This window comes from Paenibacillus sp. Y301 (genome assembly GCF_059445505.1).
Genome location: NZ_JCAIUL010000021.1, coordinates 24,803 through 51,794, shown reverse-complemented (window position 1 = coordinate 51,794; position 26,992 = coordinate 24,803). Strand labels below are relative to the sequence as shown.

The following is a 26,992-nucleotide window of genomic DNA, read 5'->3' as shown; positions in this document are numbered from 1 at the left end:
CTATAAAAGCTATATATTTTGAAGGAGATGTGGGATTTATGATAAAAAAGGCTATTTTAGCATTCATTGGACTATGTGGAGCGTGGTTCGGATATTCGCTACATCAAACGTTAGTAAGTTCATTTCCTGAATGGGTAACCCTATTTGGTGAGAATGATAGCGTTAGAGGAGGTCTAATCTTTGCAGCTTTAGGAGCTATTGTCTTTATGCTTATAGGCTCAATGATTACAAAACCCGTGATTACAAAAGTACAGGTTTTTGTGTCGAATTTTTCAAAAATGCCTATGAGTGAACTAACTGCGGGAACGGCTGGACTAATAGGGGGGCTTCTATTGGCTCTGTTACTGTATCCTAGCCTCGCCTGGCTTGGGAAAGCGGGACAGCTGATAGAAGTAGGGATTACTCTAACATGTGCTTATATGGGCCTTAGAATCGGTATGGAGAAGAAGGATGAATTAGCAACATTATGGACATCGGGAAGATGGAGTCGTGCAGAATTATCAGACGAGAGAAAACTGGAAGAACACAAGATTCTTGATACAAGTGTTATTATTGATGGACGGATTGCAGATATATGCAAGACTGGTTTTATTGAAGGGACCATTGTTATTCCTGAATTCGTACTTGAAGAGCTCCAACATATCGCGGATTCCTCTGATTTACTCAAACGTAATCGTGGACGAAGAGGGCTAGATATTCTTAATAAAATCCAGAAAGAATTAGACATTAAAGTACTGATCTATGAAGGTGATTTTGAAGATATCTCCGAAGTGGACAGTAAACTTGTTAAGCTAGCTAAAGTATTGCAGGGAAAAGTGGTTACGAACGACTTTAATTTAAATAAAGTGTGTGAACTACAGGGCGTATCGGTTCTGAATATTAATGATTTAGCAAATGCAGTTAAACCAGTCGTTCTTCCAGGTGAGGAAATCATGGTACAAGTGATCAAAGATGGTAAAGAGCATGGACAAGGTGTAGCCTATCTTGATGATGGTACGATGATTGTTGTGGAAGGCGGACGTGAATATATCGGTTCTCTTATGGAGGTATTGGTCACCAGTGTTCTTCAGACGTCTGCGGGTCGAATGATCTTCGCGAAACCGAAACTGTTGGAAAAAGCTCAGTAAAAACGGTATGATGGAGATAACTATTTCCTTATACTTGGGATGAAGACAGGGGTATAAACTATGGACAACAGTTTGGGAATCGTTATTGTATCAGCAGGTAAAGGTTCTCGTATGGGTACCCTTGAAAGTAAACAGTACTTGTTACTACAAGATAAGCCCATCATTATTCATACATTAGAAGTATTTAGCCGAATGCCTCTCGTTAAGGAGATTGTTCTTGTCACCGGGCAGGAGGATGTTGAACGTGCGCAGGAATGGGTGCAGCAATATCATTTGGACAAGGTGTGCAAGGTGATCGCTGGGGGAAGTGAGAGACAACATTCTGTATATAAGGGCTTGTTAGAGCTACAAACGGAATGGGTTATGGTGCATGATGGTGTACGACCTTTTGTAGACCCTGTTGATATTCAGGAATGCTATGAGGTGGCACTCCGCACTGGAGCTACAGTATTAGCAGTACCTGTGAAGGATACAATAAAAATTGTTGATGAATCTGGTATTATTGTAGAAACACCAGATCGTCAAAGTCTGTGGGCTATTCAAACCCCACAGACTTTTCGTGTTTCAGATCTGCTCTGGTCTCATCAAGAGGCACAGAAAAGTGGCTTTCTAGGCACAGATGACTCCATGCTTGTGGAACGGATAGGTATACCCGTGACTGTCGTTAAGGGAAGCTATTCGAACATCAAGATTACTACGCCTGATGATTTAGAATATGCCGCTTTTGTAGAGAAACGTAAGGGAGAGGGAAAATGATGATAAGAATAGGACAAGGATTTGATGTTCATCAACTAGTAGAAGGAAGGCCGTGTATTATTGGTGGAGTTACTATTCCTTACGAATTAGGATTAGTTGGACACTCGGATGCAGACGTGCTTCTTCATGCTATAACAGATGCCATCTTAGGTGCATTAGGACTCGGTGACATTGGAAAGCACTTTCCAGATACAGATCCTGATTATAAAGATGCTGATAGTCTCAAGTTACTTGAACAGGTCTGGAAGCTTGCCAAAGAGAAGGGCTATAAACTTGGTAATATTGATTCCACGATTATTGCTCAGAAACCCAAAATGGCACCGTACATTCCTCAAATGATGGAAGTCATTGCAAAGGTGCTTGAAGCAGATCTGTCTCAAGTCAACGTAAAGGCAACAACGACGGAGCAGTTAGGATTCACAGGCCGGGGCGAGGGTATTGCCGCGCAGTCTGTTGTATGCTTAACCCAAGATATGCTATCATCTTGAAATATAAGTAACGGTTAGATATATATGAAGCGGAGGGATTAGATATGACCAGTGGAGTACGCGTGCGTTACGCACCGAGTCCAACAGGACATTTACATATTGGTAACGCAAGAACAGCTCTTTTCAACTATTTATTTGCCCGTCATCATGGGGGACAGTTTATTATTCGAATTGAGGATACAGACCTGAAGCGTAATGTTGAAGGTGGAGAAGAAAGCCAATTGAAATATTTGAAATGGCTGGGCATGGATTGGGATGAAGGAATAGATGTAGGGGGCGCATATGGACCCTATCGTCAGACCGAACGACTCGATATTTATCGGACGTACTGGCAGGAACTTCTAGATAAAGGCCTGGCATATCGTTGTTACTGTACAGAAGAGGAATTGGAAGAGGAGCGGGAGTCACAGATCGCTCGTGGAGAAACCCCTCGTTATACAGGTAAGCATCGTGATTTAACACCAGACCAATGCAGTGCTTTTGAAGCTGAAGGTCGTGTTGCAAGCATACGTTTCCGTGTACCAGAGGATAAGACTTTTACCTTCGATGATATCGTTAAAGGCTCGATTTCCTTCAATACACATGACACAGGTGATTTCGTTATTGTGAAGAAAGACGGTATTCCAACGTATAACTTCGCTGTAGCGATCGATGATCACTTGATGGAAATTTCTCATGTATTACGTGGTGAAGATCATGTCTCCAACACGCCTCGTCAATTGATGATCTATGAAGCGCTGGGCTGGGAAGCTCCACAGTTCGGACATATGACATTGATTGTGAATGAAAATCATAAAAAGCTTAGCAAGCGAGATGAGTCTATTATCCAGTTTATTGAGCAATATGATCAATTGGGTTATTTGCCTGAAGCTTTATTTAACTTCATATCCCTGCTTGGATGGTCACCTGAGGGTGAGGAAGAGATGTTCGTGAAGGATGAACTTATCAGCATTTTCAACGCTGAGCGGTTGTCTAAGAGTCCAGCAGTATTCGATACTCAAAAACTGGCTTATCTGAACAATCATTATATTAAGCATGCAGATCCAGAGCGGATTGCTAAGCTTGCGATTCCACATCTACAACGGTCAGGTTGTCTACCTCAGGAGTTGAATGTAGAACAAGAAGCATGGGCGAATTCACTGGTTGCTCTTTATCAAGAACAATTGAATTCGGCTTCTGACATTGTTGAATTGTCTGAGATGTTCTTCCGTTCTGATATAGAATTGGATGAAGAAGCCAAGGCTATTCTAGCTGAAGAACAGGTGCCAACTGTTTTATCTGCATTCCTTGCCAAAGTGGAGAATACAGATGAATTTACTGCAGCTAATATGGCTGTTCTTATTAAAGAAGTACAGAAGGAAACAGGATTCAAGGGCAAACAGTTATTTATGCCGATTCGTGTAGCTTTAACAGGGCAGACACATGGCCGAGATTTGAATCAGACGATTTACCTTCTTGGATTGGATCGAGTTAAGAATAGACTGAAAGCACAAATCTAAGAGACTTAGCATACGTTGTGAAAAGATAATTGTCGTTCAGACTCCTTGTCAGTTCCTTATCTTTTCGATATAATAACACCCAAATCACTTTATATGTCCTGGTCTTATAGAATATCGTGAGACCTATCAATAATGTTAATAGCTAAGATCAGGAAAAGTACGTTACTTTGGCATTTTTCAGAGAGGATAACCGGGGAGTTTATTATTAACCCCTTGGCTGTGAGTTATCCATATGTCGGTAATCGAAAATGCACCTGTGAGCTGCGCGACCGAGCGAATGAGTCAGCATGATTTTCTTTATCGTTAGGTTGTGCCGGATCGTCTTCCGTTATAGAACGTAAGAGGAGATATAAGCCATGTTAAATGTTAACATGATTAAATATCTCAAGCAGAGTGGAACCACGGTTGAACGTCTCTGCAGCGTATGCTGCAGGGGCGTTTTTTGAGTTCTAAGGCAGATATCCTATAACATTATAAATCTTTTAGAATGTGGAGTCCTACAGTAGGTTAGTAATGAGCTGATTCAATGGGGTCATGACAAGAATTTCGGTGTTATGAAGAGCACTAGGAGAGCTGAAAAGCGTCGAAGAGGAGAATAATATGTTTAAGAACATGAAATCAGATATCCAAGCGGTATTTGAGAACGATCCTGCAGCTAGACGATTATTTGAAGTCATCTTCACCTATTCGGGACTCCATGCTATATGGGCACAACGAATCGCCCATACGTTCTACAAACGTCGTTGGTTTACACTAGCGCGTATCATCTCACAGTGTAGTCGCTTTATGACAGGGATCGAAATCCACCCGGGTGCTAAAATAGGAAAAAGATTATTCATCGACCACGGGATGGGCGTCGTCATTGGGGAAACTTGTGAAATCGGAGACGACGTGGTGATTTACCAAGGGGTGACTCTTGGAGGAACGGGGAAAGAAAAAGGTAAACGTCATCCTACTATTGGGAATAATGTTGTTATTGCATCAGGGGCAAAAGTATTGGGTTCTTTTACAGTAGGTGATCAGTGTAATATTGGTGCGAATTCCGTCGTTCTGAAAGAGGTTCCACCTAATAGCACCGTTGTGGGTATTCCCGGTAGGATTGTTAAAAGAGATGGAAGACGTATTGACCGCCTAAGTCATCAATTACCAGATCCAGTCGTCGATGCCATGCGGTTAATTCAGAATGAAATTGAAGAACTTCGTATGGAACTTGATCTTGTGAAACGTGAAAAATATCAGCGTGAACAAGAGTTATCTGCCAAAGGCGAATAATGAATAGTGAGTTAAGAACAAACGAGAGGATTTGAATACATGGCTCTTAGAATATATAATACGCTAACCCGAAATAAGGAATTGTTTGTTCCACAGGTACCCGGAAAGGTGAAAATGTACGTATGTGGACCAACCGTTTACGACTATATTCATATTGGGAATGCCCGTCCGATGATTGTTTTTGATGTGGTTCGAACCTACCTAGAACAATTGGGTAATGATGTGAACTATGTCGTTAACTTTACAGATGTAGATGACAAGCTAATTCGTAAAGCAGAGCAAATGGGTACCACAGTACCAGAAGTAGCCGATACCTTTATCGGTGCTTATTACGAAGATTTAGAAGGGCTTGGACTAACCCGTGCAACGCTAAACCCACGTGTAACAGAGAATATGGATTCTATTCTTGAGTTTATAAAGGAACTTGAGGAGAAGGGATTTGCCTATGAGAATGGTGGGGACGTATTTTACCGTACTCATAAATTTGAAGAATACGGAAAGCTGTCTCATCAGAATCTAGAGGAGTTACAATTCGGTATTCGAATTGGAGTGGATGAGCGTAAAGAGCATCCAGAAGATTTCGTGCTTTGGAAAGCAGCCAAGCCGGGAGAGATATCTTGGGATAGCCCTTGGGGTAACGGAAGACCAGGATGGCATATTGAATGTTCAGCAATGGCTCGTAGATATTTGGGAGATAGCATTGATATTCATGGCGGAGGCCAGGATTTACAATTCCCTCATCATGAATGTGAAGTCGCTCAGACCGAGGCGTTGACGGGTAAAAAATTCGCAAATTATTGGATGCATAATGGATACATTAATATTAATAATGAAAAAATGTCCAAATCATTGGGTAATGGTATATTGGTAAAGGATCTACGTAAACAGTACAAGTGGGAGTCTATTCGCTACTTTATGCTCTCCAGCCAATATCGTAATCCACTTAACTTTAACGATGAGACGATTGACCAGGCAGAGAAAAGTACAGAACGCATTCGAAATGCCGTGGACAATATTAAACATCGATTGACTGCAATGGTAAATGATGAGACAGTTTCCATCAATGAAGGGTTACAAGCCAAATTAACTGAGATACTAGCATCTTATCATGCCAAAATGCAGGATGACTTCAATACACCGGATGCCATTACGGCTATGTTCGAATGGGTTAATGAAACGAACAGTTTATTGCAGGAACCCGTTGTGAAGGCTAACGATTTACATGCCTTGCTTGAAGCTTTTAATGAGATGAATCAAGTATTAAGACTTTATGTCGACCATGAGGGCGAACTAATCGATGAGGAAATTGAAATGTTAATTGTCGAAAGAGTTAATGCTCGCAAGGACAAAAATTGGAGTCGTTCAGATGAAATTCGTGATCTTCTGGCATCTCGTGGAATTGTATTAGAGGATACTGCGCAAGGCATGCGCTGGCGGCGCAAATGACAGGCGGGCATGATGAAAAGCTAATTGGAGGAGAAAAGGAACTGTGGTTTCCTTTTCCACCTTCCAAGAAGCCCAATTTGATTCCACCGATCGTATTAGCCTATATTGGAGATGCTCTATATGAAGTTGCTGTTCGTCAATATCTGATCTCTAAACCTAATCTTCGACCCCATCATCTTCATCGTTCAGCAACACAAATGGTTTCCGCCAAAGCGCAAAGTAGAATTGTTACACATCTGGATTCCGTATTAACAGAAGATGAACGTGATGTGGTAAGACAGGGACGAAATGCAAAATCGGGTAGTATACCCAAAAATGCGGATGTACTAGAGTACCGTCATGCTACAGCATTTGAAGCACTAATTGGGTATTTGTACTATACGCAACAGACCGAAAGAATGGATGAAATTATTGAATTAAGCATTCAATTTATAGATAAACAAATTTAACTGCAATTCAGAAGGAGAAATAGTCATGGAAGAAGAAATGATCGCAGGTAAGCACTCAGTAACTGAAGCTCTTCGCTCAGGGAGAAGCATCAATAAAATATGGATATCAGAAAATGCACAAAAACACTTAACATTACCAATTATGGCAGAAGCCAAAAAACGTGGGGTTGTTATTCAACAAGTAGACAAACGCAAGTTAGATCAATTGGTTCCAGACGTACAACATCAAGGTGTGGTTGCACAAGTTGCACCCTACGAATATGCAGAAGTCGATGATATCATTGCCATTGCAGAACAAAAGGGTGAAAAGCCATTTTTACTATTATTAGATGAAATTGAAGATCCACATAATTTAGGCTCGATCCTGCGTACAGCGGATTGTACAGGGGTCCATGGTGTCGTTATTCCTAAAAGAAGATCAGCCCAAGTTACGGCAACGGTATCCAAAACTTCTGCGGGAGCAGTTGAATATGTACCTGTCGCACAAGTGACAAATTTAGGACAAACCATTGATAAATTGAAAGAAATGGGTGTGTGGGTAGTTGGTACGGATGTAGAAGGTGTACAGGAAATCTATGATACCGATGTATTTGAAGGTCCCTTGGCTGTAGTTATAGGAAATGAAGGAAAGGGAATGGGACGTCTGATTAAAGAGAAATGTGACGTACTAGTAACGTTACCGATGGAAGGTAAGATTAATTCTCTTAATGCCTCCGTTGCGGCTGGCGTGGTGATGTACGAAGTGCTACGCAAACGTCGTATTAAAGGGTAGCCTTGCATGGTAGATTTGCGAGATGTGCTTCTTGTTGATGCATACAATATGATCGGTGGATGGCCTGAACTTGCACAATTAGCGCCAATCAATATGCAGGAAGCAAGGGATCGTCTGCTCGAAAGGCTAGCAGATTATCAGGCATTTTCAGGCAAACATGTCATTGCAGTTTTTGATGCTTATCGTGTCCCAGGATTGGGGAAGTCTTTCTCTCAGAGTAAAGTCGAAGTGTATTTCACTAAAGAAAAAGAAACAGCAGATGAAACTATTGAGCGCCTGGTTGGCGAAATGAGTCGCAAACGGCGCCAGATTTATGTGGCAACGAGTGACTTAATTGAGCAACATGTTATTTTTGCTAAGGGAGCACTCCGCTTATCCGCACGAGAATTACTTATTGAAGTAGAGAATAGCGAACGTGAAATACAGAAACAGATCGAACGAGATAATAGAAAATCAACACGGAATACATTAGATGCTAAATTGAGTCCAGATCAGCGTAAATTATTCGAACGTTGGCGTCGCGAATAACGTCGTAATTTGGGATACATGATTTGAGTTCTGGGCAGTATTGCATAAATGACAATTATTGGTGAAATTATGGTTGACGTCCATAGGTTACATAATATATACTATTCCTATATTTCACAGAGTAACGATGTACCTTGCGTTGCAGCCGGGGGGATTCTGGTGAGTGTCGACCTGAAGGATTTAACGTTGTCAGAATATGTGTGCCTCAGTGATGAGGACATTGTCGAAGCTTTCCGTTTAGGGGAAAGTGAAGCTCTAGAATTCTTGATCAACAAGTATAGGAATTTTGTGCGCGCTAAAGCCAGGTCTTATTTTCTGATCGGTGCTGATCGTGAGGACATAGTCCAAGAAGGAATGATCGGGTTATATAAATCGATACGGGATTTCAGAGGGGATAAACAGTCTTCGTTTAAAGCTTTCGCTGAGTTATGTATTACAAGACAGATTATTACAGCGATTAAGACAGCTACGAGACAGAAACATATTCCATTGAATTCATATATATCGTTGGACAAGCCCATATACGATGAAGATTCTGATCGGACGTTGCTCGATGTCATTTGTGGGTCTCAGATTTGTGATCCGGAACAATTAATTATTAACAAAGAAGAGTTTGTTGGTCTTGAAGACAAGATGTCGGAAATTCTAAGTGATTTAGAACGTAAAGTTCTTATGCTATATTTAGATGGTCGATCCTATCAGGAAATTTCGGTTGACCTCAAAAGGCATGTAAAATCTATAGACAATGCCCTTCAACGTGTGAAACGTAAGTTGGAGAGATACTTAGAAGTAAGAGATAACTGAACAGACGCTTTATATAAAGGAAAGACTCCCTGATGAGTCTTTTTTTTTCTCACAAGAATGCCAAATGTTTAGTCACTGCAAGAATGAACCATACTAGTAAATGATTGCAGCAGCTTATCATAGAGAAAATAGGGTTTGAGACGGCCTATAATAAGGAATTGTGTATACTTCTATTACCTGCATTCTTTCGTTGACATGGTATGACCCATGTGATAAAGTGTTTTAGGTAGGCCTAAATTCGCGTGGTTTTAATGAATGAGAAAGCAGAAGTCATCACGTATTCTTTCTTATTCATCTCGCAGAGACGGCTTTTTCCTTTCAGCAATGGAGGGTTTAACTGTTTCTAATTGGGATCAATATAGAGTCTTCAGAAGAAGACGTCTACGGGAGGTGTACATCATGCGGGTAATTATCACTTTGGCTTGTACAAATTGCAAACAAAGAAACTACGCAACCACGAAGAACAAGCGGAATCACCCCGACCGCATGGAGATGAAGAAATTTTGCAAGTACTGTAACGAGCAAACTCCTCATCGCGAAACCAGATAAGAAAGTCTTATTGGAGGTGTAGTCGGTCGTGAAACGCAGCTTCAAGTCTCTTTTTTCCTTTTTCTCAGAAAGCTGGGCGGAACTTAAAAAGGTTCGCTGGCCTAATCGTAAAGAACTGACGAACTATACTCTGATTGTTATCGGAACGGTTGCATTTGTCACAATTTATTTTTGGGTACTAGACATCGGTATTTCCGCTGTGATCGAAGCGATTATTTAAGAAGGGTCCCAGGTGGCTTGATATGGAGAAAAGATGGTATGTCGTTCATACCTATTCAGGGTATGAGAATAAGGTCAAGGCCAATTTAGAAAAACGCGTTGAGTCCATGGGTATGGAAGATAAGATATTCCGTGTTCTTGTTCCAATGGAAGAAGAAATCGTAAACAAGGACGGTAAGAAAAAGACCGTTATGCGTAAAGTTTACCCCGGTTATGTCATTGTCGAAATGATCCAGACTGATGATTCTTGGTATGTTGTTCGCAATACACCAGGAGTTACAGGTTTTGTAGGTTCAACAGGCTCAGGTTCTAAACCTACAGCTCTGCTTCCAGAAGAAATGGAACAGATCCTTAAACATATGGGAATGAATGAACCGAAACCCCAGATCGAATTCGAACTTAAGGAATCCGTTAAGATTAAAGTCGGTCCTTTTGCGAACTTCGTAGGCTCCGTGGAAGAAATCTTGGTAGACAAAAGTAAGGTCAAGGTACACGTTAACATGTTTGGACGGGAAACCCCAGTTGAGTTGGATTTCACTCAAGTGGAGAAGATTGAATAATCTTAGGTTTCTTGTGGGAGGGCAGCGATGTCCGCTTAACCACTATTGATTCAAGGAGGTGTTTTACATGGCTAAAAAGGTAATCAAAATGGTGAAACTGCAGATTCCTGCAGGTAAAGCGAATCCGGCACCACCGGTAGGTCCTGCATTGGGTCAAGCAGGTGTCAACATTATGGCATTCTGTAAAGAGTTCAATGCTCGTACAGCTGATCAAGCTGGACTAATTATTCCAGTAGAAATTTCGGTGTTTGAAGATCGTTCCTTTACATTCATCACCAAAACTCCACCTGCTGCAGTTCTACTTCGCGTAGCTGCTAAGATTGAGAAGGGTTCAGGCGAACCTAACAAGAAGAAAGTTGCAACAGTTAAACGTGCAACAGTTCGTGAAATCGCTGAAACAAAAATGCCTGACCTTAATGCTGCATCCGTTGAGGCTGCAATGCGTATGGTTGAAGGTACTGCCCGCAGTATGGGTATCACGATCGAAGACTAATTTTAGGTTTTTCTGCGACACGCAGGTCTGAATAAGACCGGCATATGTGGGAGGAATTTCCGCTAAAACCACAAAGGAGGAACATTTCATGGCAAAACATGGTAAGAAGTACCAAGAAGCTGCGAAGCTAATTAATAGCGAAACAGTATATGAGCCTGCTGAAGCCGTTCAATTGGTGAAAAAGGCAGCGACTGCTAAATTTGACGAAACTGTCGAAGCAGCTGTTCGTTTGGGTGTAGACCCTCGTAAACAAGACCAAGCCGTTCGTGGTGTAGTTGTCTTGCCTCACGGCACAGGTAAAACACAACGCGTATTGGTATTTGCGAAAGGTGACAAAGCGAAAGAAGCGGAAGCGGCTGGTGCAGATTTTGTTGGTGATGTAGATATGATCAACAAAATTCAACAAGGCTGGTTCGATTTCGATGTCTGCGTAGCGACACCTGATATGATGAGTGAGGTTGGTAAACTGGGTCGTCTACTTGGTGGTAAAGGTCTAATGCCTAACCCTAAAGCGGGCACAGTTACTTTCGATGTTACTAAAGCTGTTCAAGAAATTAAAGCTGGTAAAATCGAATACCGTCTCGATAAAGCAGGTCAAATTCACGCGCCTATCGGCAAAGTATCATTCAGTGAAGAACAACTGAATGAGAACCTTAAGTCTTTGCTTGATGCGTTAAACCGTGCAAAACCAGCATCTGCTAAAGGTGTATATTTGAAGGGGATTGCTATTTCCTCAACAATGGGTCCAAGTGCACGTGTAAATTCAGCTTCTTACAAATAATATATATTGACTTGTTCAAATATATTTGTTATTCTGTAAAAGTTGTTGTGAAAGACTTGAGATTGATCTTAAAGTTGAATATGCTTACCGTAGACAGTAGGTGCCAATAGGCTTAATTTCCTACCGAGGTGTTGTGATAGAACGTCAGTAATGGTTGGACGAAAGTCCTTGCACATGATGATATATCAGGCCTTCGTAGATTCTACGGAGGCTTTTTACTTGCCAAAGTAGAATAATTCAGTAGTGTTGAATAACGCTGCTGTATAGCAAACTATCAGGAGGTGTAGAGATTGGCAAATGCAAAAGTAATTCAAGCTAAACAAGAAGCGGTTGATGTTGTTACAGCGAAGTTGCGTGGAAACGCAACAACAGTTGTTGCTGACTATCGTGGATTGAATGTTGCTCAAATCACTGAATTGCGTAAGCAACTTCGTGAAGCAGGGATTGAATTTTCAGTATTGAAAAACTCCTTGTTACGTCGTGCGACTGCTGCTACAGATCTTACTGAATTGGATGAAATTCTTACCGGTCCAACAGTTGTAGCATTCGGTGGAGAAGATGTTGTAGCTCCAGCCAAAATTCTTAACGATTTCGCTAAGAAGAATGATGCATTGAAATTGAAGGGTGCCGTAGTTGAAGGTAAGGTTGTTAGCGTAGATCAAATTAAAGCGCTGGCTGAACTTCCTTCTCGCGATGGACTTCTTTCCATGCTTCTCAGTGTACTTCAAGCGCCTGTGCGTAACTTCGCACTTGCTGTTAAAGCAGTTGCAGACAAAGACGAACAAAGCGCGTAAGCACATTGTTCTTCGAGATTTCCGTAACAAACAAAATATTTTAATATAAAATGGAGGTTCACCCAAATGAGTAACGAACAAATTTTAGAAGCTATCAAAGGTATGTCTGTATTGGAATTGAACGATCTTGTAAAAGCAATCGAAGAAGAATTCGGCGTAACTGCTGCAGCTCCAGTAGCTGCTGCTGGTGCTGCAGCTGCAGTAGCAGAAGAGCAATCCGAGTTTGACGTAATCTTGACAAGCGCTGGCGCTTCCAAGATCAACGTAATCAAAGCAGTTCGCGAAATCACTGGTCTTGGCTTGAAAGAAGCAAAAGACTTGGTAGACAACGCTCCAAAAGCTTTGAAAGAAAAAGTATCTAAAGAAGAAGCTGAAACTGTAAAAGCTAAGTTGGAAGAAGCAGGCGCTAACGTAGAAGTTAAGTAATTTCTTCTCAACTTATTTACAGGAAGCTTTTGCTTTCTTATATTTTAAAAAAACAAACCCCTTGAACTAAATTCAAGGGGTTTGTTTTAATTAATAGATTGATGTCTATATTATAGACAATGGCAAAAATAGAATGGATAGACAGATTCGGAGGATTAGGATGCCGCAGCATTATTATTCGAACCAACCGGATGTACAACATGACCGTAGAACAATTGAGGAACAACTCAAGGGCTCGACTTATCGTTTTATAAGTGACGCTGGAGTGTTTTCAAAAAAAGGCGTTGATTTTGGTAGTAAAGTATTAATTGATGCAATGGAATTGTCGCCTGGATCAGAGATACTTGATGTAGGTTGTGGCTATGGCCCGATTGGGTTGAGCGCAGCACGTATGGTGAAGAATGGTCATGTAACCATGGTGGATATCAATAGTCGCGCCATTGAACTTGCTAAAGAAAATGCTCAACTAAACGGGATTACGAATGTTTCGATTATGGAGAGTGATTTATTTGCGGCGGTCGAAGGTCGAAGCTTTGATGTTATTCTAACCAATCCTCCGATTCGAGCGGGGAAAGAAACGGTGCATGCCATTTTTGAAAAGGCTTATGATCATTTGCGTGAAGGAGGAGCACTATGGGTCGTTATACAGAAGAAACAAGGTGCTCCGTCCGCAAAAGAAAAGTTAGAGAAATTGTTTGGAGAAGTACAAGAAGTCACAAAGGATAAGGGCTATCGCATATTTAAGACTTTAAAACCTTTGAAATAATCCGCAATAGGACTATTGACTTGATATTTCCGATGTGATATTATTATGGAATGTCAGTATTAGGATAGGCTTCTTGTCTTTAGTTTGCGCAAATGTCAAGCATTTTGTTAGTGGTGATTAACATAGTCATACATTACCCATTTGTTGTGCAAATGATTGCAAATCTATTGAAAATGAAGTCCATGTGATGTAAGAAACCACTGTAAGATGCTCTTTGTTCGAAAGAATTCGGGTAAGGGGTATTCTTTATATGTGGAAGAACACTCTGTATGGTTCCATTATAATTGTCCAAACAGAGGTTCGCAATGTATTTTTAAAGTGAGTAGACATGAGGGGTGAGTTAAAGTTGGCAGGACATCTTGTTCAGTATGGTCGACGCACTCGGCGAAGTTATGCACGAATTAACGAAGTACTCGAAATTCCGAACCTGATTGAAATCCAACAAAAATCTTATGATTGGTTTTTGGAGGAAGGATTGCGGGAGATGTTTCATGATATTTCGCCGATCCAAGATTTCACAGGTAATTTAGTGCTGGAGTTTATAGACTACAGCCTAGGTGAACCAAAATACAACATTGACGATGCAAAAGAGCGTGACGTCACGTATGCGGCTCCACTTCGGGTTAAAGTGAGACTCATTAACAGGGAAACGGGAGAAGTCAAAGAACAGGAAGTGTTCATGGGAGACTTCCCACTAATGACGGAGACTGGTACATTTATTATCAATGGTGCAGAACGGGTAATTGTCAGCCAGTTGGTTCGCTCTCCTAGCGTCTATTTCAGCACCAAAATCGACAAAAATGGTAAACGGAATTACACAGCAACTGTAATCCCTAACCGTGGAGCGTGGCTTGAACTGGAAACGGACGCGAAGGACATTATGTATGTTCGTATCGACCGTACTCGTAAAATACCAGTGACTGTATTACTTCGCGCATTAGGTTTCGGTAGCGATGCTGAAATTCTTGATTTGCTTGGTAATGATGAATATATCCGTAACACGTTAGATAAGGACAATACGGATTCGACGGAAAAAGCGCTGATTGAAATCTATGAACGTCTTCGTCCAGGTGAACCACCTACTTTGGATAATGCGAAGAGTCTGTTGATAGCACGGTTCTTTGACCCGAAACGTTATGACTTAGCTAATGTAGGTCGTTATAAAATTAACAAAAAACTACACATTAAGAATCGCTTGTTTAATCAACGTTTGGCTCAAAACCTAGTTGACCCAGAAACAGGAGAAATCCTGGCTGAATCTGGTCAAATGGTAGACCGTCGTTTATTAGATGAATTGCTACCTCATTTGGAGAATGGTGTTGGTCTTAAGACTTACCATGTAGCTAATGGAGCACTGGATGCGGGAGAAGTTCCGTTACAGAGCATCGAAGTATTCTCTCCTATTGAAGAGGGTAAAGTTATCAAAGTGATTGCTAATGCGAATATTGATAAATCAGTGAAAAACATTACGCCAGCTGATATTATCTCATCCATCAGTTATTTCATAGATTTGCTGCATGGTGTTGGTAATACAGATGATATTGACCATCTAGGTAACCGCCGTCTGCGTTCAGTGGGTGAATTGTTGCAAAACCAATTCCGTATTGGTCTTTCTAGAATGGAACGCGTCGTTCGTGAAAGAATGTCAATTCAGGATGCAAATGTTATTACGCCACAAGCGCTAATTAACATTCGCCCGGTTATTGCATCGATTAAAGAATTCTTTGGTAGTTCACAGTTGTCACAATTTATGGATCAGACCAATCCGCTTGGTGAATTGACGCACAAACGTCGTCTATCTGCACTAGGACCCGGAGGTTTGACTCGTGAACGTGCAGGGTTTGAAGTGCGTGACGTCCATCCGAGTCACTATGGCCGTATGTGTCCGATCGAAACACCAGAAGGTCCGAACATTGGGTTGATTAACTCATTGTCGACGTTTGCACGTGTTAACGAATATGGATTTATTGAAGCACCGTATCGTTGGGTAGATCCTAAGACCGGTATTGTTACCGAACATATCGATTATCTAACTGCGGATGAAGAAGATAACTATATCGTCGCGCAAGCGAACGCTAAATTGACAGAAGACAGCAAGTTTGAGGACGATATTGTTGTCGTTCGTTATAATAAACAAGCTGATAACATTCTATCCATGCCTAGCGATCGTGTAGACTATATGGATGTATCTCCTAAACAAGTTGTGTCGGTCGCAACTGCGCTTATCCCGTTCCTTGAAAATGATGACTCTAACCGTGCACTAATGGGATCTAACATGCAGCGCCAAGCGGTGCCGCTTCTAATTCCAAAAGCTCCATTGGTTGGTACAGGAATGGAACACAAAGCTGCGAAAGACTCTGGCGTATGTATTGTGTCCAAACATGACGGTATTGTTGAAAGATCTTCTGCAAATGAGATCTGGGTTCGTCGTGTTGAACTTGTAGATGGAAAAGAAGTTAAGGGTGACCTTGTTAAACATAAATTACACAAGTTTATGCGTTCAAATCAGGGAACTTGCATTAACCAACGTCCGATCGTTAAAAGAGGAGACAGTGTTAAAGTAGGAGACATCTTAGCGGATGGACCTTCAACTGAAATGGGCGAAATTGCATTAGGACGTAACGTTGTCGTAGCTTTCATGACTTGGGAAGGTTACAACTATGAAGATGCGATCCTTCTAAGCGAAAAAATGGTTAAGGAAGACGTATACACTTCGATCCATATTGAAGAATATGAATCTGAAGCGCGTGATACGAAACTTGGACCTGAAGAGATCACTCGCGATATTCCGAATGTTGGGGAAGAAGCTCTTCGCAATCTAGATGAACGAGGCATTATCCGCATCGGTGCGGAGATTAGTGCTGGCGACATCTTAGTGGGTAAAGTAACACCTAAGGGTGTAACTGAACTTACTGCAGAGGAACGCTTACTCCATGCTATCTTTGGTGAGAAGGCTCGTGAAGTTCGCGATACCTCTCTACGTGTTCCACATGGTAGTGATGGTATTATCGTCGATGTGAAGGTATTTACCCGTGAGAACGGTGATGAACTACCTCCAGGCGTTAATCAAATGGTTCGTGTATATATTGCGCAAAAACGTAAGATTTCTGAAGGTGACAAAATGGCAGGGCGTCATGGTAACAAAGGTGTTGTAGCCCGCATTTTACCGGAAGAAGATATGCCATTCCTTCCAGATGGAACTCCAGTACAAGTATGTCTTAACCCACTAGGGGTGCCATCACGTATGAACGTCGGTCAATTACTTGAAGTACACTTAGGGATGGCAGCAATGCTCCTTGGTATTCACGTAGCAACACCAGTATTTGATGGTGCTAACGAGAATGACGTATTTGATACGATGGAAGAGTCAGGTATGAATCGTAACGGTAAGACTAAATTGTATGATGGCCGTACAGGTGATATGTTCGAACGTGAAGTTACCGTTGGTGTCATGCATATGATCAAACTTGCCCACATGGTTGATGATAAAATCCATGCTCGTTCTACAGGTCCTTACTCTCTCGTTACACAACAACCATTGGGTGGTAAAGCTCAATTTGGTGGACAGCGTTTCGGAGAAATGGAAGTCTGGGCGCTTGAAGCTTATGGTGCTGCTTATACATTGCAAGAAATCTTGACAGTCAAATCCGATGATGTTGTAGGTCGGGTGAAGACATATGAATCCATCGTTAAAGGAGAGAATGTGCCGGAACCAGGAGTTCCTGAATCATTCAAGGTTCTAATTAAAGAACTTCAATCTCTAGGTATGGATGTTAAGATCCTTAGCGGTGACGAACAAGAAATCGAGATGAAAGAACTCGATGACGAAGACGAGGCGGCAGGAGATAAGCTGAGCCTCAACTTGGAAGGCGCGGAAGTCGGAGTGGAATAAGAGATTGTGATCGGCAGTAAGGCTTACCTTGCTGCCCGTATCACGTCTTCAAATAATATAGTACTAGATTAAGGAGGGTTGCTCCTTGTTGGACGTTAACAATTTTGAATACATGAAAATCGGGCTCGCTTCTCCCGAAAAGATTAGATCATGGTCCCGCGGAGAAGTTAAAAAACCGGAGACGATTAACTATCGTACGTTAAAACCGGAAAAAGAAGGCCTGTTCTGTGAGAAGATCTTTGGACCAACGAAAGACTGGGAATGTCACTGTGGTAAGTATAAGCGTGTCCGTTATAAAGGCGTAGTGTGCGATCGCTGCGGCGTTGAAGTCACTCGGGCGAAAGTTCGTCGTGAACGTATGGGACATATTGAACTTGCTGCTCCTGTATCTCATATCTGGTATTTCAAAGGTATCCCTAGCCGGATGGGTCTGGCTCTGGACATGTCACCAAGATCACTTGAAGAGATCATTTACTTCGCATCTTATGTTGTAACGGATCCAGGTGAAACTCCACTGGAGAAAAAACAACTCCTATCCGAAAAGGAATATCGTAGTTATCGTGAAAAATATGGCTACGGATTCCATGCTGGCATGGGCGCAGAAGCCGTTAAAAAACTTTTGCAGGATATTGATGTTGAGAAAGAACTTGAATTCCTAAAAGAAGAGCTTCGCACTGCACAAGGACAACGTCGTAATCGTGCGATTAAGCGTCTTGAAGTAATTGAAGCATTCCGCAACTCTGGAAATAAACCAGAATGGATGATCATGGATGTACTTCCTGTTATCCCTCCTGAACTTCGTCCGATGGTACAATTGGATGGTGGGCGTTTCGCAACGTCTGACTTGAATGATCTGTATCGTCGTGTTATTAACCGTAACAATCGTTTGAAACGCCTACTTGATCTTGGAGCACCTGACATTATCGTTCAGAACGAGAAACGTATGCTTCAAGAAGCAGTAGATGCTTTGATTGATAATGGTCGTCGTGGACGTCCTGTTACAGGTCCTGGTAATCGCCCTTTGAAATCACTTAGCCACATGCTAAAAGGTAAACAAGGCCGTTTCCGTCAGAATCTACTTGGTAAACGTGTCGATTATTCAGGTCGTTCTGTTATCGTTGTTGGACCTTACCTTAAGATGTACCAATGTGGTCTTCCTAAGAAAATGGCGCTTGAATTGTTCAAGCCTTTCGTTATGAAGGAATTGGTTAACAAAGGTCTTGCTCATAACATCAAGAGTGCTAAACGTAAGGTTGAACGCGTGAGCCCTGAGGTTTGGGATGTACTTGAAGAAGTCATTAAAGAGCATCCTGTACTATTGAACCGTGCTCCTACGCTTCACCGTCTCGGTATCCAAGCGTTTGAACCGATCTTAGTAGAAGGTCATGCTATTCGACTTCATCCACTCGTATGTACGGCTTACAATGCCGACTTTGATGGTGACCAAATGGCTGTGCACGTTCCGTTGTCTGCTGAAGCTCAAGCTGAAGCACGTATTCTTATGTTGGCATCAGGCAACATTCTGAATCCGAAAGACGGTAAACCGGTTGTTACACCATCACAGGATATGGTTCTTGGAACTTTCTATCTGACGATGGATAACAAAGAAGAAAAAGGATCAGGAATGATTCTTCGTACTGTAAATGATGCTATATCTGCTTATCAACGTGGAACAGCGGGTCTTCATGCTCGTGTGGCTATCCCTGCTAAGGCTTTGGGTAAAACTAACTTTACAGAGAAGCAACAAGGCGCGATGCTGATTACAACGATTGGTAAAATTATTTTCAATGAAATCTTCCCAAGTAGTTTTCCTTATATTAACGAAGCAACTCGTGAGAACCTATTCCAAGGGACACCTGAGCGGTACTTCATTTATGAAAAGGGTGCGAATGTTACTGAGATCATTGAAAGTCTTCCAGTTAGTGGTGCGGTAGGTAAGGAATATCTTGGACAAATTATTGCTCGTTGTTTCGAGACATACCATACAACTGAAACATCAATCATTTTGGATAAAATTAAACAACTCGGATTTACGTACTCTACACGTGCGGGTATCACAGTAGCTGTATCAGACGTAATCGTACCTGTGGAGAAGGGTGAGATTCTACACGCATCTGATGCTAAGGTTAGTGTAGTTACGAACCAATATCGTCGTGGTTTGATTACCAATGAAGAACGTTATGACCGAGTTATTGACATTTGGTCCAAGACTAAAGATGAACTTACAGAAGTGCTTATGAAATCCATGGATCGATATAACAATATTATGCTCATGGTTGATTCTAAAGCGCGTGGTAATAAATCGCAGATCACACAGTTGGGCGGCATGCGCGGTCTGATGGCCAATCCATCAGGACGTATCATAGAAATGCCGATTAAATCTAACTTCCGTGAAGGTCTAACCGTACTCGAGTACTTCCTATCGACTCACGGAGCGCGTAAGGGTCTTGCCGATACAGCGTTACGTACTGCCGATTCAGGATATCTAACGCGTCGTCTCGTTGACGTAGCACAAGATGTTATTGTTCGGGAAGAGAATTGTGGTACTGATAAAGGCTTTACAGTGGCTAAGATTCAAGACGGTAAAGAAGTTATCGAGGATCTGTATGACCGTATTGAAGGTCGTTATTGCTTTGAAACGGTTCGTCATCCAGAGACTGGTGAAATTATCGTTAACCGTAATGAATTGATCGACTCTGATAAAGCGAGTGCTATTATCAAAGCTGGAGTTGAAAAACTACAAATTCGTTCTGTACTTAGTTGCCGTGCTCGTCATGGTGTATGTAAAACTTGTTACGGTCGAAATTTGGCGACGGGTAAACACGTTGAGATTGGTGAAGCGGTTGGTATTATCGCAGCACAATCCATCGGTGAACCAGGAACACAGCTTACAATGCGTACCTTCCATACCGGGGGTGTTGCAGGAGACGATATTACACAAGGTTTGCCGCGTATTCAAGAGCTATTCGAAGCTCGTATTCCGAAAGGGCAAGCTACAATCAGTGAAATTGATGGTGTCGTTAAAGAAATTCGTGAAACGAAAGATCGTCGTGAGATCGAAGTACAGGGTGAAGCAGAGACTAAAACTTATTTAGTCACTTATGGATCTCGTCTTCGTGTCAGTGAAGGCCAAGAAATTGAGGCTGGTGACGAACTTACAGACGGTTCAATCGATCCGAAAGAAATTCTACGTATCAAGGGTATTCGCGGCGTACAGAACTACATTCTGCAAGAAGTACAACGTGTATACCGTAACCAAGGTGTAGAAATTAACGATAAGCACATTGAAGTTATGGTTAAACAAATGCTTCGTAAGATTCGAATTGTCGATGCTGGAGAGACCACTCTTCTTCCAGGCGCATTCTCGGATATTCATGAATATGAAGCTGCAAATAAAGTTGCAATATTGGCAGGAAAAGAACCTGCAGTTGCTAAACCTGTTCTTCTTGGTATCACAAAAGCATCTCTGGAGACTGATTCATTCTTGTCTGCAGCTTCTTTCCAAGAAACGACTCGTGTATTGACAGATGCAGCTATTAAGGGCAAAGTCGATAAACTACTCGGATTGAAAGAAAATGTAATCATTGGTAAGTTAATACCAGCGGGAACAGGCTTGAATCGTTATCGTAGTGTAACTTACGCTGATCCAGAATTGTTGAATAAGGAACCTAAAGAGCTTGAACCTGTAACTGTAGAATAATTAAGAAGGACGCTGTGGAATCATACTTATAAGGGTTTGATTTCACAGCACCAACTTGATTTATCTAGTAAATGCACCAAATCTCTTGACATCAATGATGTGGGATGCTAATATATCATAGGTGCGTGAGTGATTTAGTTATTCCTGTTCTTTTGGAGGAATCGTAATGATGTCTAATGATAGAGGATTACAGGATGCTCATGTTAGAATAGGCACCAAACAAACCATGCGAGCAGTTGAGTGTGGTCAAGCTACTGAAGTATATGTAGCCTTAGATGCAGATCAGCGGCTTATTTCAAAAATTGTAGCACTATGCGACAAGCATAGCGTCAACATAACGTATGTGGATACCATGACTGAATTGGGCGAAGCATGCAGCATTGAAGTGGGTGCAGCGATGGCTGCCGTCATTAAACCATAGTTTTAAAGGGATGTTTTTGTGAGAAAGATGCAAAAATCTTTCGGCAAAGGCTTTTCATTTGTCCTTTTATGAACCGCCTGGGTCTGTGGACTTGGAAGGTATAATTGGACAGTAATATTGGGAAGGGGGTGGCAACAACATGCCAACAATTAATCAGCTAGTTCGTAAAGGACGTCAATCTAAGATTTATAAGTCTAAATCCCCAGCACTACAAAAAGGGTATAACGCTTTGAAGCGTGAAGAGACTGGATTGAGCGCTCCACAAAAACGTGGTGTATGTACACGTGTAGGTACTATGACTCCACGTAAACCAAACTCCGCACTTCGTAAATATGCTCGTGTTCGTTTAACGAATCGCATAGAGGTGACTGCTTATATTCCAGGAATCGGACACAACTTGCAAGAGCACAGTGTCGTATTGGTTCGTGGAGGAAAAGTAAAAGACCTTGCAGGAGTACGTTATCACATCGTTCGCGGTGCTCTTGATACTGCAGGTGTTAACAACCGGATGCAAGCTCGTTCCAAATATGGTACGAAACGTCCTAAGGTTAAAAAATAATAGTGAATTCAATAGAATTCAATTGATTTAAGAAAGGGGGATATCCATGCCACGCAAGGGTCCAGTTACTAAAAGAGACGTATTACCAGATCCGTTGTACAATAGCAAGCTAGTTACTCGTCTAATCAACCGCATTATGTTGGATGGTAAGAGAGGTACTGCTGCAACAATTCTATATAACGCGTTCAAGCTTATTCAAGAACGTACGGAGAAAGATCCGATGGAAGTGTTTGAAACGGCGATCAAGAATATCATGCCAGTTCTAGAAGTTAAAGCACGTCGTGTAGGTGGTTCAACCTACCAGGTACCACTAGAAGTGAAACCTGAAAGACGTACAGCTCTAGGTCTACGTTGGCTTGTAAACTACTCCCGCAACCGCGGTGAGAAGACGATGGAAGAACGTTTGGCAGCAGAGATTATCGATGCTTCAAACAACACAGGCGCTTCTGTTAAGAAACGCGAAGATACACACAAGATGGCTGAAGCGAACAAAGCGTTTGCTCACTACCGTTGGTAGAATTAGCTTAAATATAACTATGTTATTGAAGGGAGACTATTTTCATGGCAAGAGAGTTCTCCTTAAACAATACACGTAATATTGGGATCATGGCTCATATTGACGCTGGTAAAACAACTACCACGGAGCGCATCTTGTTCTACACAGGCATAACGCACAAAATCGGTGAAGTTCACGAGGGTGCTGCGACTATGGACTGGATGGAACAAGAACAGGAGCGCGGAATTACGATTACTTCCGCTGCTACGACTGCTTCTTGGAAAGGTCACCGCGTTAATATCATTGATACCCCGGGACACGTTGACTTCACTGTTGAAGTTGAACGGTCCCTTCGTGTATTGGATGGGGCAGTAGGTGTGTTCAGTGCAAAAGAGGGCGTAGAACCTCAGTCTGAAACCGTATGGAGACAGGCTGACAAGTATGGCGTACCGCGTATTGCATATGTGAACAAGATGGATATTATCGGTGCTGATTATCTTAATGTTATTGAAACAATGCGTGATCGCCTTAAGGCAAACGCAGTAGCAATTCAACTTCCGATTGGTGCTGAAAATGACTTTACTGGGATTATTGACCTTGTTGAGCGTAAAGCTCACATGTACAAAGATGACTTGGGTCAAAACATCGAAGTTGTTGAAATTCCAGAAGAATTCAAAGCGAAAGTTGAAGAACTTCGCGCAGAACTAATTGAAAAAGTTGCAGAGTTAGACGAAGAATTGACTATGAAATATCTTGAGGGTGAAGAAATCACCATTCCGGAATTGAAAGCAGCTCTTCGTAAAGGTGTTGTTCAGACTAAGATCTTCCCAGTAATCTGTGGATCATCTTATCGTAACAAAGGCGTTCAGTTAATGATGGACGCAGTTGTTGATTATCTTCCAGCTCCTACAGACGTTCCAGCTATCATTGGTCATCTTGATGATGGTACTGAAACAATCCGTAAGTCTGATGATAAAGAACCTTTCGCTGCACTTGCATTTAAGATCATGACTGACCCTTACGTTGGTAAACTTACGTTCTTCCGTGTATATTCTGGTGTACTACAATCCGGATCATATGTACTGAATGCAACAAAAGGTAAACGCGAACGTATCGGACGTATCCTGCAAATGCATGCTAACAGCCGTCAAGAAATCTCTGAAGTTTACTGCGGAGATATCGCTTCAGCTGTTGGTTTGAAAGACACAGGTACAGGTGATACGCTATGTGATGAGAAACATCCAGTTATTCTTGAATCTATGAATTTCCCGGATCCAGTTATCTCCATTGCAGTTGAACCTAAGACTAAAGCTGACCAAGACAAAATGGGTGTCGCTCTCGGTAAATTAACTGAGGAAGATCCTACACTTCGTGCTCACACAGATGAAGAGACTGGCCAGACTATTCTTGCAGGTATGGGTGAGCTTCACCTTGATATCATCATCGACCGTATGCGTCGTGAGTTCAAAGTGGAAACGAATGTGGGTAAACCACAGGTTGCTTATCGTGAAACATTCCGTTCTGCAGCACGTGTAGAAGGTAAGTTCGTACGTCAATCTGGTGGTCGTGGACAATACGGTCACGTATGGGTTGAATTCGAACCTCTTGAAGCAGGTACTGGTAATACTTTCGAAAGCAAGGTTGTCGGTGGATCTGTTCCTAGAGAATATGTTGCTCCAGCACTTGCAGGGATTGAAGAAGGAATGAAGAGCGGTGTTATCGCAGGCTTCCCGCTTGTTGATGTCAAAGCTACTATCGTTGATGGTTCATACCATGATGTCGATTCCAATGAAATGGCATTTAAAGTTGCAGGTTCTCTAGCACTTAAAGCTGCTAAAGACAAGTGTAAGCCTGTACTTCTTGAGCCAATCATGAAAGTTGAAGTAACCGTACCGGAAGAATATATGGGTGATGTTATGGGTATGCTGAATTCCCGTCGTGGACGGATTGAAGGTATGGATACTCGTGCAGGAGCTCAAATTATTCGTGCTAAGGTGCCTCTATCTGAAATGTTCGGATATTCGACAACACTTCGCTCTGGTACTCAAGGTCGCGGTGTGTTCTCGATGGAACTATCTCACTATGAAGAAGTTCCGAAGAGCATTGCTGAAGAAATTATCTCCAAGTCAAAAGGCGGAGAATAATTATCATTTTCTTTACAGGATGGAGTGAAAGGGAATATCCTTTTACTTTATGCTGTATGAACATAAACAATTTATTTATTGAAGGAGGAAGTGTTTAAAATGGCAAAGGCTAAATTTGAACGCAATAAAACACACGTAAATATCGGTACTATTGGTCACGTCGATCATGGTAAAACGACTCTTACTGCAGCAATTACAACTGTATTGTCCAAAACTTACGGGGGTGCTGCTATAGCATTCGATCAAATCGATAAAGCTCCAGAAGAGCGCGAACGTGGTATCACAATCTCTACTTCTCACGTTGAATATGAAACTCCTAACCGTCACTATGCACACGTTGACTGCCCAGGACATGCCGATTACGTTAAAAACATGATCACTGGTGCTGCTCAAATGGACGGAGCTATCTTGGTTGTTTCTGCAGCTGACGGCCCTATGCCACAGACTCGCGAACATATCCTATTGTCTAAACAAGTTGGTGTTCCATACATCGTAGTATTCTTGAACAAATGTGACGTTGTTGAAGACGCAGAACTTCTTGAATTGGTTGAAATGGAAGTTCGTGATTTGTTGAATGAATATGATTTCCCAGGCGATGATACTCCAATCTTCCAAGGTTCAGCTCGTGAAGCATTGGCTAACCCAGATGGCGAATGGGCTAAGAAAATTGTTGAAATGTTCGAAGTTATCGACACTTATGTGCCAGATCCAGTTCGTGACACTGACAAACCTTTCTTGATGCCTGTTGAGGATGTATTCTCTATCACTGGTCGCGGTACCGTTGCTACAGGTCGTGTAGAACGCGGAACTGTTAAAGTCGGAGAAGAAGTTGAAATCGTTGGTATCACTGAAGAAGCTAAGAAATCAGTAGTTACGGGCGTTGAAATGTTCCGTAAATTGCTTGATTCTGCACAAGCTGGGGACAACATCGGAGCATTGCTTCGTGGTGTTGACCGCACAATGATCGAGCGTGGCCAAGTACTTGCTAAACCAGGTACAGTTAAACCACACACAGATTTCGAAGCACAAATCTACGTTTTGACAAAAGAAGAAGGCGGACGTCATAAACCTTTCTTCACTGGTTACCGTCCACAGTTCTACTTCCGTACAACTGACGTAACTGGAGTTATTACTTTGCCAGAAGGTACTGAAATGGTTATGCCTGGTGATAACATCACTGTAACTGTTGCATTGATCAACCCAATCGCGATTGAAGAAGGTACTAAATTCTCAATCCGTGAAGGTGGACGTACTGTTGGTGCTGGTTCAGTAGCAACAATCACTAAATAATAAAGACTTTGGTCTTGAATCATAAGCAACAATGTACTGTAACGAGCAACAGTGTGATGTGAACGCAAGTAATAGAGGGTTCTATCCATTAAAGATAGAGCCCTCTGTTTTTGATTTAATGGAAAATTTGGATGAAATTACTGCGAAGTGATTCCTTATAATTGATAGTTTAAGGTTGCCTAGTTAGAAAATAAAGTGTAATATATAGACTTAGCCAAGAGGTAATATATTAACTTTTTATTTTATACTTGCATTATATTCAAGTATTCTATATAATAATGAATGTTGTTCTGAGACGTTGCGATGAAGCGAGAGGTTACTGACACACCTGGCCCCTTTGCCATGGAGCGGTTGTCTAGAAAATTTTCGTGGAGTATGTCCGATACCAAATTGGGCGATAGAAGGAGGGACTAAAATGGCAAAGCAAAAAATTCGTATTCGTTTGAAAGCTTACGATCACAGAATTCTTGATCAATCCGCTGAGAAAATTGTTGAAACTGCAAAACGTTCAGGTGCTAGTGTTTCTGGACCAATTCCACTTCCAACTGAAAAACAAATCATTACCATTCTCCGTGCGGTACACAAGTATAAGGATTCGCGGGAACAGTTCGAACAACGCACTCATAAGCGTTTGATCGACATTGTGAACCCGACTCCACAAACTGTGGATGCCTTAATGCGCTTGGACCTGCCGTCCGGTGTAGATATTGAAATTAAATTGTAATATTGATTACTAGTAAGGAACTTTGAAAGGAAAAGAG

Annotated in this window: 26 protein-coding genes and 1 other annotated feature; all 26 genes read left to right on the top strand. The window is 41.8% G+C overall.

Going from position 1 to position 26,992, the window contains the following annotated elements; translation table 11 throughout:
- The first annotated feature begins 38 nt into the window (after positions 1–38).
- The 26 genes from AC1D69_RS23330 (at position 39) to rpsJ (ending at position 26,955) form a co-directional block, all read left to right on the top strand.
- Positions 39–1,127 carry a PIN/TRAM domain-containing protein gene (locus AC1D69_RS23330; RefSeq protein WP_495458514.1) on the top strand — a complete coding sequence of 363 codons (1,089 nt, stop codon included), beginning with the start codon at positions 39–41 and terminating at the stop codon, positions 1,125–1,127.
- 60 nt (positions 1,128–1,187) lie between these two features.
- Positions 1,188–1,883, top strand: a complete 696-nt coding sequence (gene ispD, locus AC1D69_RS23325) for a 2-C-methyl-D-erythritol 4-phosphate cytidylyltransferase (RefSeq protein ID WP_495458513.1) — start codon at positions 1,188–1,190, stop codon at positions 1,881–1,883.
- Complete coding sequence (ispF, locus tag AC1D69_RS23320) at positions 1,883–2,371, top strand: 2-C-methyl-D-erythritol 2,4-cyclodiphosphate synthase (RefSeq protein WP_495458526.1); 489 nt, start codon at positions 1,883–1,885, stop codon at positions 2,369–2,371. The genes ispD and ispF overlap by 1 nt, the downstream gene beginning before the upstream one ends.
- Before the next feature lie 44 nt (positions 2,372–2,415).
- Positions 2,416–3,870: a glutamate--tRNA ligase gene (gltX, locus tag AC1D69_RS23315; RefSeq protein WP_495458512.1), complete on the top strand. Its 1,455-nt coding sequence runs from the start codon at positions 2,416–2,418 to the stop codon at positions 3,868–3,870.
- A 573-nt stretch (positions 3,871–4,443) separates the two neighbouring features.
- Entirely contained in the window at positions 4,444–5,142 is a 699-nt protein-coding gene (gene cysE, locus AC1D69_RS23310) for a serine O-acetyltransferase (protein WP_495458525.1), read from the top strand.
- Positions 5,143–5,181: 39 nt separating this feature from the next.
- Positions 5,182–6,588 carry a cysteine--tRNA ligase gene (gene cysS, locus AC1D69_RS23305; RefSeq protein ID WP_495458511.1) on the top strand — a complete coding sequence of 469 codons (1,407 nt, stop codon included), beginning with the start codon at positions 5,182–5,184 and terminating at the stop codon, positions 6,586–6,588.
- Positions 6,585–7,037 carry a Mini-ribonuclease 3 gene (locus tag AC1D69_RS23300; protein ID WP_495458510.1) on the top strand — a complete coding sequence of 151 codons (453 nt, stop codon included), beginning with the start codon at positions 6,585–6,587 and terminating at the stop codon, positions 7,035–7,037. The genes cysS and AC1D69_RS23300 overlap by 4 nt, the downstream gene beginning before the upstream one ends.
- Positions 7,038–7,062: 25 nt before the next feature.
- Positions 7,063–7,809, top strand: coding sequence for a 23S rRNA (guanosine(2251)-2'-O)-methyltransferase RlmB (rlmB, locus tag AC1D69_RS23295; RefSeq protein WP_495458509.1), 747 nt, complete (start codon positions 7,063–7,065; stop codon positions 7,807–7,809).
- Between the two features lie 6 nt (positions 7,810–7,815).
- Complete coding sequence (locus tag AC1D69_RS23290) at positions 7,816–8,337, top strand: NYN domain-containing protein (protein WP_495458508.1); 522 nt, start codon at positions 7,816–7,818, stop codon at positions 8,335–8,337.
- A gap of 159 nt (positions 8,338–8,496) precedes the next feature.
- Positions 8,497–9,141 carry an RNA polymerase sporulation sigma factor SigH gene (sigH, locus tag AC1D69_RS23285; RefSeq protein ID WP_495458524.1) on the top strand — a complete coding sequence of 215 codons (645 nt, stop codon included), beginning with the start codon at positions 8,497–8,499 and terminating at the stop codon, positions 9,139–9,141.
- A gap of 399 nt (positions 9,142–9,540) precedes the next feature.
- Positions 9,541–9,690: a 50S ribosomal protein L33 gene (gene rpmG, locus AC1D69_RS23280; RefSeq protein WP_082865682.1), complete on the top strand. Its 150-nt coding sequence runs from the start codon at positions 9,541–9,543 to the stop codon at positions 9,688–9,690.
- A 28-nt stretch (positions 9,691–9,718) separates the two neighbouring features.
- Positions 9,719–9,910, top strand: coding sequence for a preprotein translocase subunit SecE (gene secE, locus AC1D69_RS23275; protein ID WP_495458507.1), 192 nt, complete (start codon positions 9,719–9,721; stop codon positions 9,908–9,910).
- 22 nt (positions 9,911–9,932) lie between these two features.
- A complete protein-coding gene (gene nusG, locus AC1D69_RS23270) occupies positions 9,933–10,469 on the top strand; it encodes a transcription termination/antitermination protein NusG (protein ID WP_495458506.1) in 537 nt (178 codons plus the stop codon).
- A gap of 67 nt (positions 10,470–10,536) precedes the next feature.
- Entirely contained in the window at positions 10,537–10,962 is a 426-nt protein-coding gene (rplK, locus tag AC1D69_RS23265) for a 50S ribosomal protein L11 (RefSeq protein ID WP_495458505.1), read from the top strand.
- Positions 10,963–11,050: 88 nt separating this feature from the next.
- Entirely contained in the window at positions 11,051–11,743 is a 693-nt protein-coding gene (rplA, locus tag AC1D69_RS23260) for a 50S ribosomal protein L1 (protein WP_495458504.1), read from the top strand.
- Positions 11,744–11,812: 69 nt separating this feature from the next.
- Positions 11,813–11,970: a sequence feature (ribosomal protein L10 leader region), on the top strand.
- A gap of 63 nt (positions 11,971–12,033) precedes the next feature.
- Positions 12,034–12,537 (top strand): 50S ribosomal protein L10, encoded by a 504-nt coding sequence (gene rplJ / locus AC1D69_RS23255; protein WP_495458503.1) that lies wholly within the window; start codon positions 12,034–12,036, stop codon positions 12,535–12,537.
- A 66-nt stretch (positions 12,538–12,603) separates the two neighbouring features.
- Positions 12,604–12,963: a 50S ribosomal protein L7/L12 gene (gene rplL / locus AC1D69_RS23250; protein ID WP_495458502.1), complete on the top strand. Its 360-nt coding sequence runs from the start codon at positions 12,604–12,606 to the stop codon at positions 12,961–12,963.
- Between the two features lie 160 nt (positions 12,964–13,123).
- Positions 13,124–13,729, top strand: a complete 606-nt coding sequence (locus tag AC1D69_RS23245; protein WP_495458501.1) for a class I SAM-dependent methyltransferase — start codon at positions 13,124–13,126, stop codon at positions 13,727–13,729.
- Positions 13,730–14,075: 346 nt separating this feature from the next.
- Positions 14,076–17,621: a DNA-directed RNA polymerase subunit beta gene (rpoB, locus tag AC1D69_RS23240; protein ID WP_495458500.1), complete on the top strand. Its 3,546-nt coding sequence runs from the start codon at positions 14,076–14,078 to the stop codon at positions 17,619–17,621.
- Between the two features lie 85 nt (positions 17,622–17,706).
- On the top strand, positions 17,707–21,321 hold the full coding sequence (rpoC, locus tag AC1D69_RS23235; protein ID WP_495458499.1) for a DNA-directed RNA polymerase subunit beta': 3,615 nt from the start codon (positions 17,707–17,709) through the stop codon (positions 21,319–21,321).
- Between the two features lie 169 nt (positions 21,322–21,490).
- Entirely contained in the window at positions 21,491–21,742 is a 252-nt protein-coding gene (locus AC1D69_RS23230) for a ribosomal L7Ae/L30e/S12e/Gadd45 family protein (RefSeq protein ID WP_495458523.1), read from the top strand.
- 139 nt (positions 21,743–21,881) lie between these two features.
- On the top strand, positions 21,882–22,301 hold the full coding sequence (rpsL, locus tag AC1D69_RS23225; protein WP_068537339.1) for a 30S ribosomal protein S12: 420 nt from the start codon (positions 21,882–21,884) through the stop codon (positions 22,299–22,301).
- A gap of 46 nt (positions 22,302–22,347) precedes the next feature.
- A complete protein-coding gene (rpsG, locus tag AC1D69_RS23220) occupies positions 22,348–22,818 on the top strand; it encodes a 30S ribosomal protein S7 (RefSeq protein WP_068537335.1) in 471 nt (156 codons plus the stop codon).
- A gap of 44 nt (positions 22,819–22,862) precedes the next feature.
- Positions 22,863–24,941, top strand: a complete 2,079-nt coding sequence (gene fusA / locus AC1D69_RS23215) for an elongation factor G (protein ID WP_495458498.1) — start codon at positions 22,863–22,865, stop codon at positions 24,939–24,941.
- A gap of 99 nt (positions 24,942–25,040) precedes the next feature.
- A complete protein-coding gene (gene tuf, locus AC1D69_RS23210) occupies positions 25,041–26,231 on the top strand; it encodes an elongation factor Tu (RefSeq protein ID WP_495458497.1) in 1,191 nt (396 codons plus the stop codon).
- Positions 26,232–26,646: 415 nt separating this feature from the next.
- Positions 26,647–26,955, top strand: a complete 309-nt coding sequence (gene rpsJ / locus AC1D69_RS23205) for a 30S ribosomal protein S10 (RefSeq protein WP_036652923.1) — start codon at positions 26,647–26,649, stop codon at positions 26,953–26,955.
- The last annotated feature ends 37 nt before the right edge of the window (positions 26,956–26,992 follow it).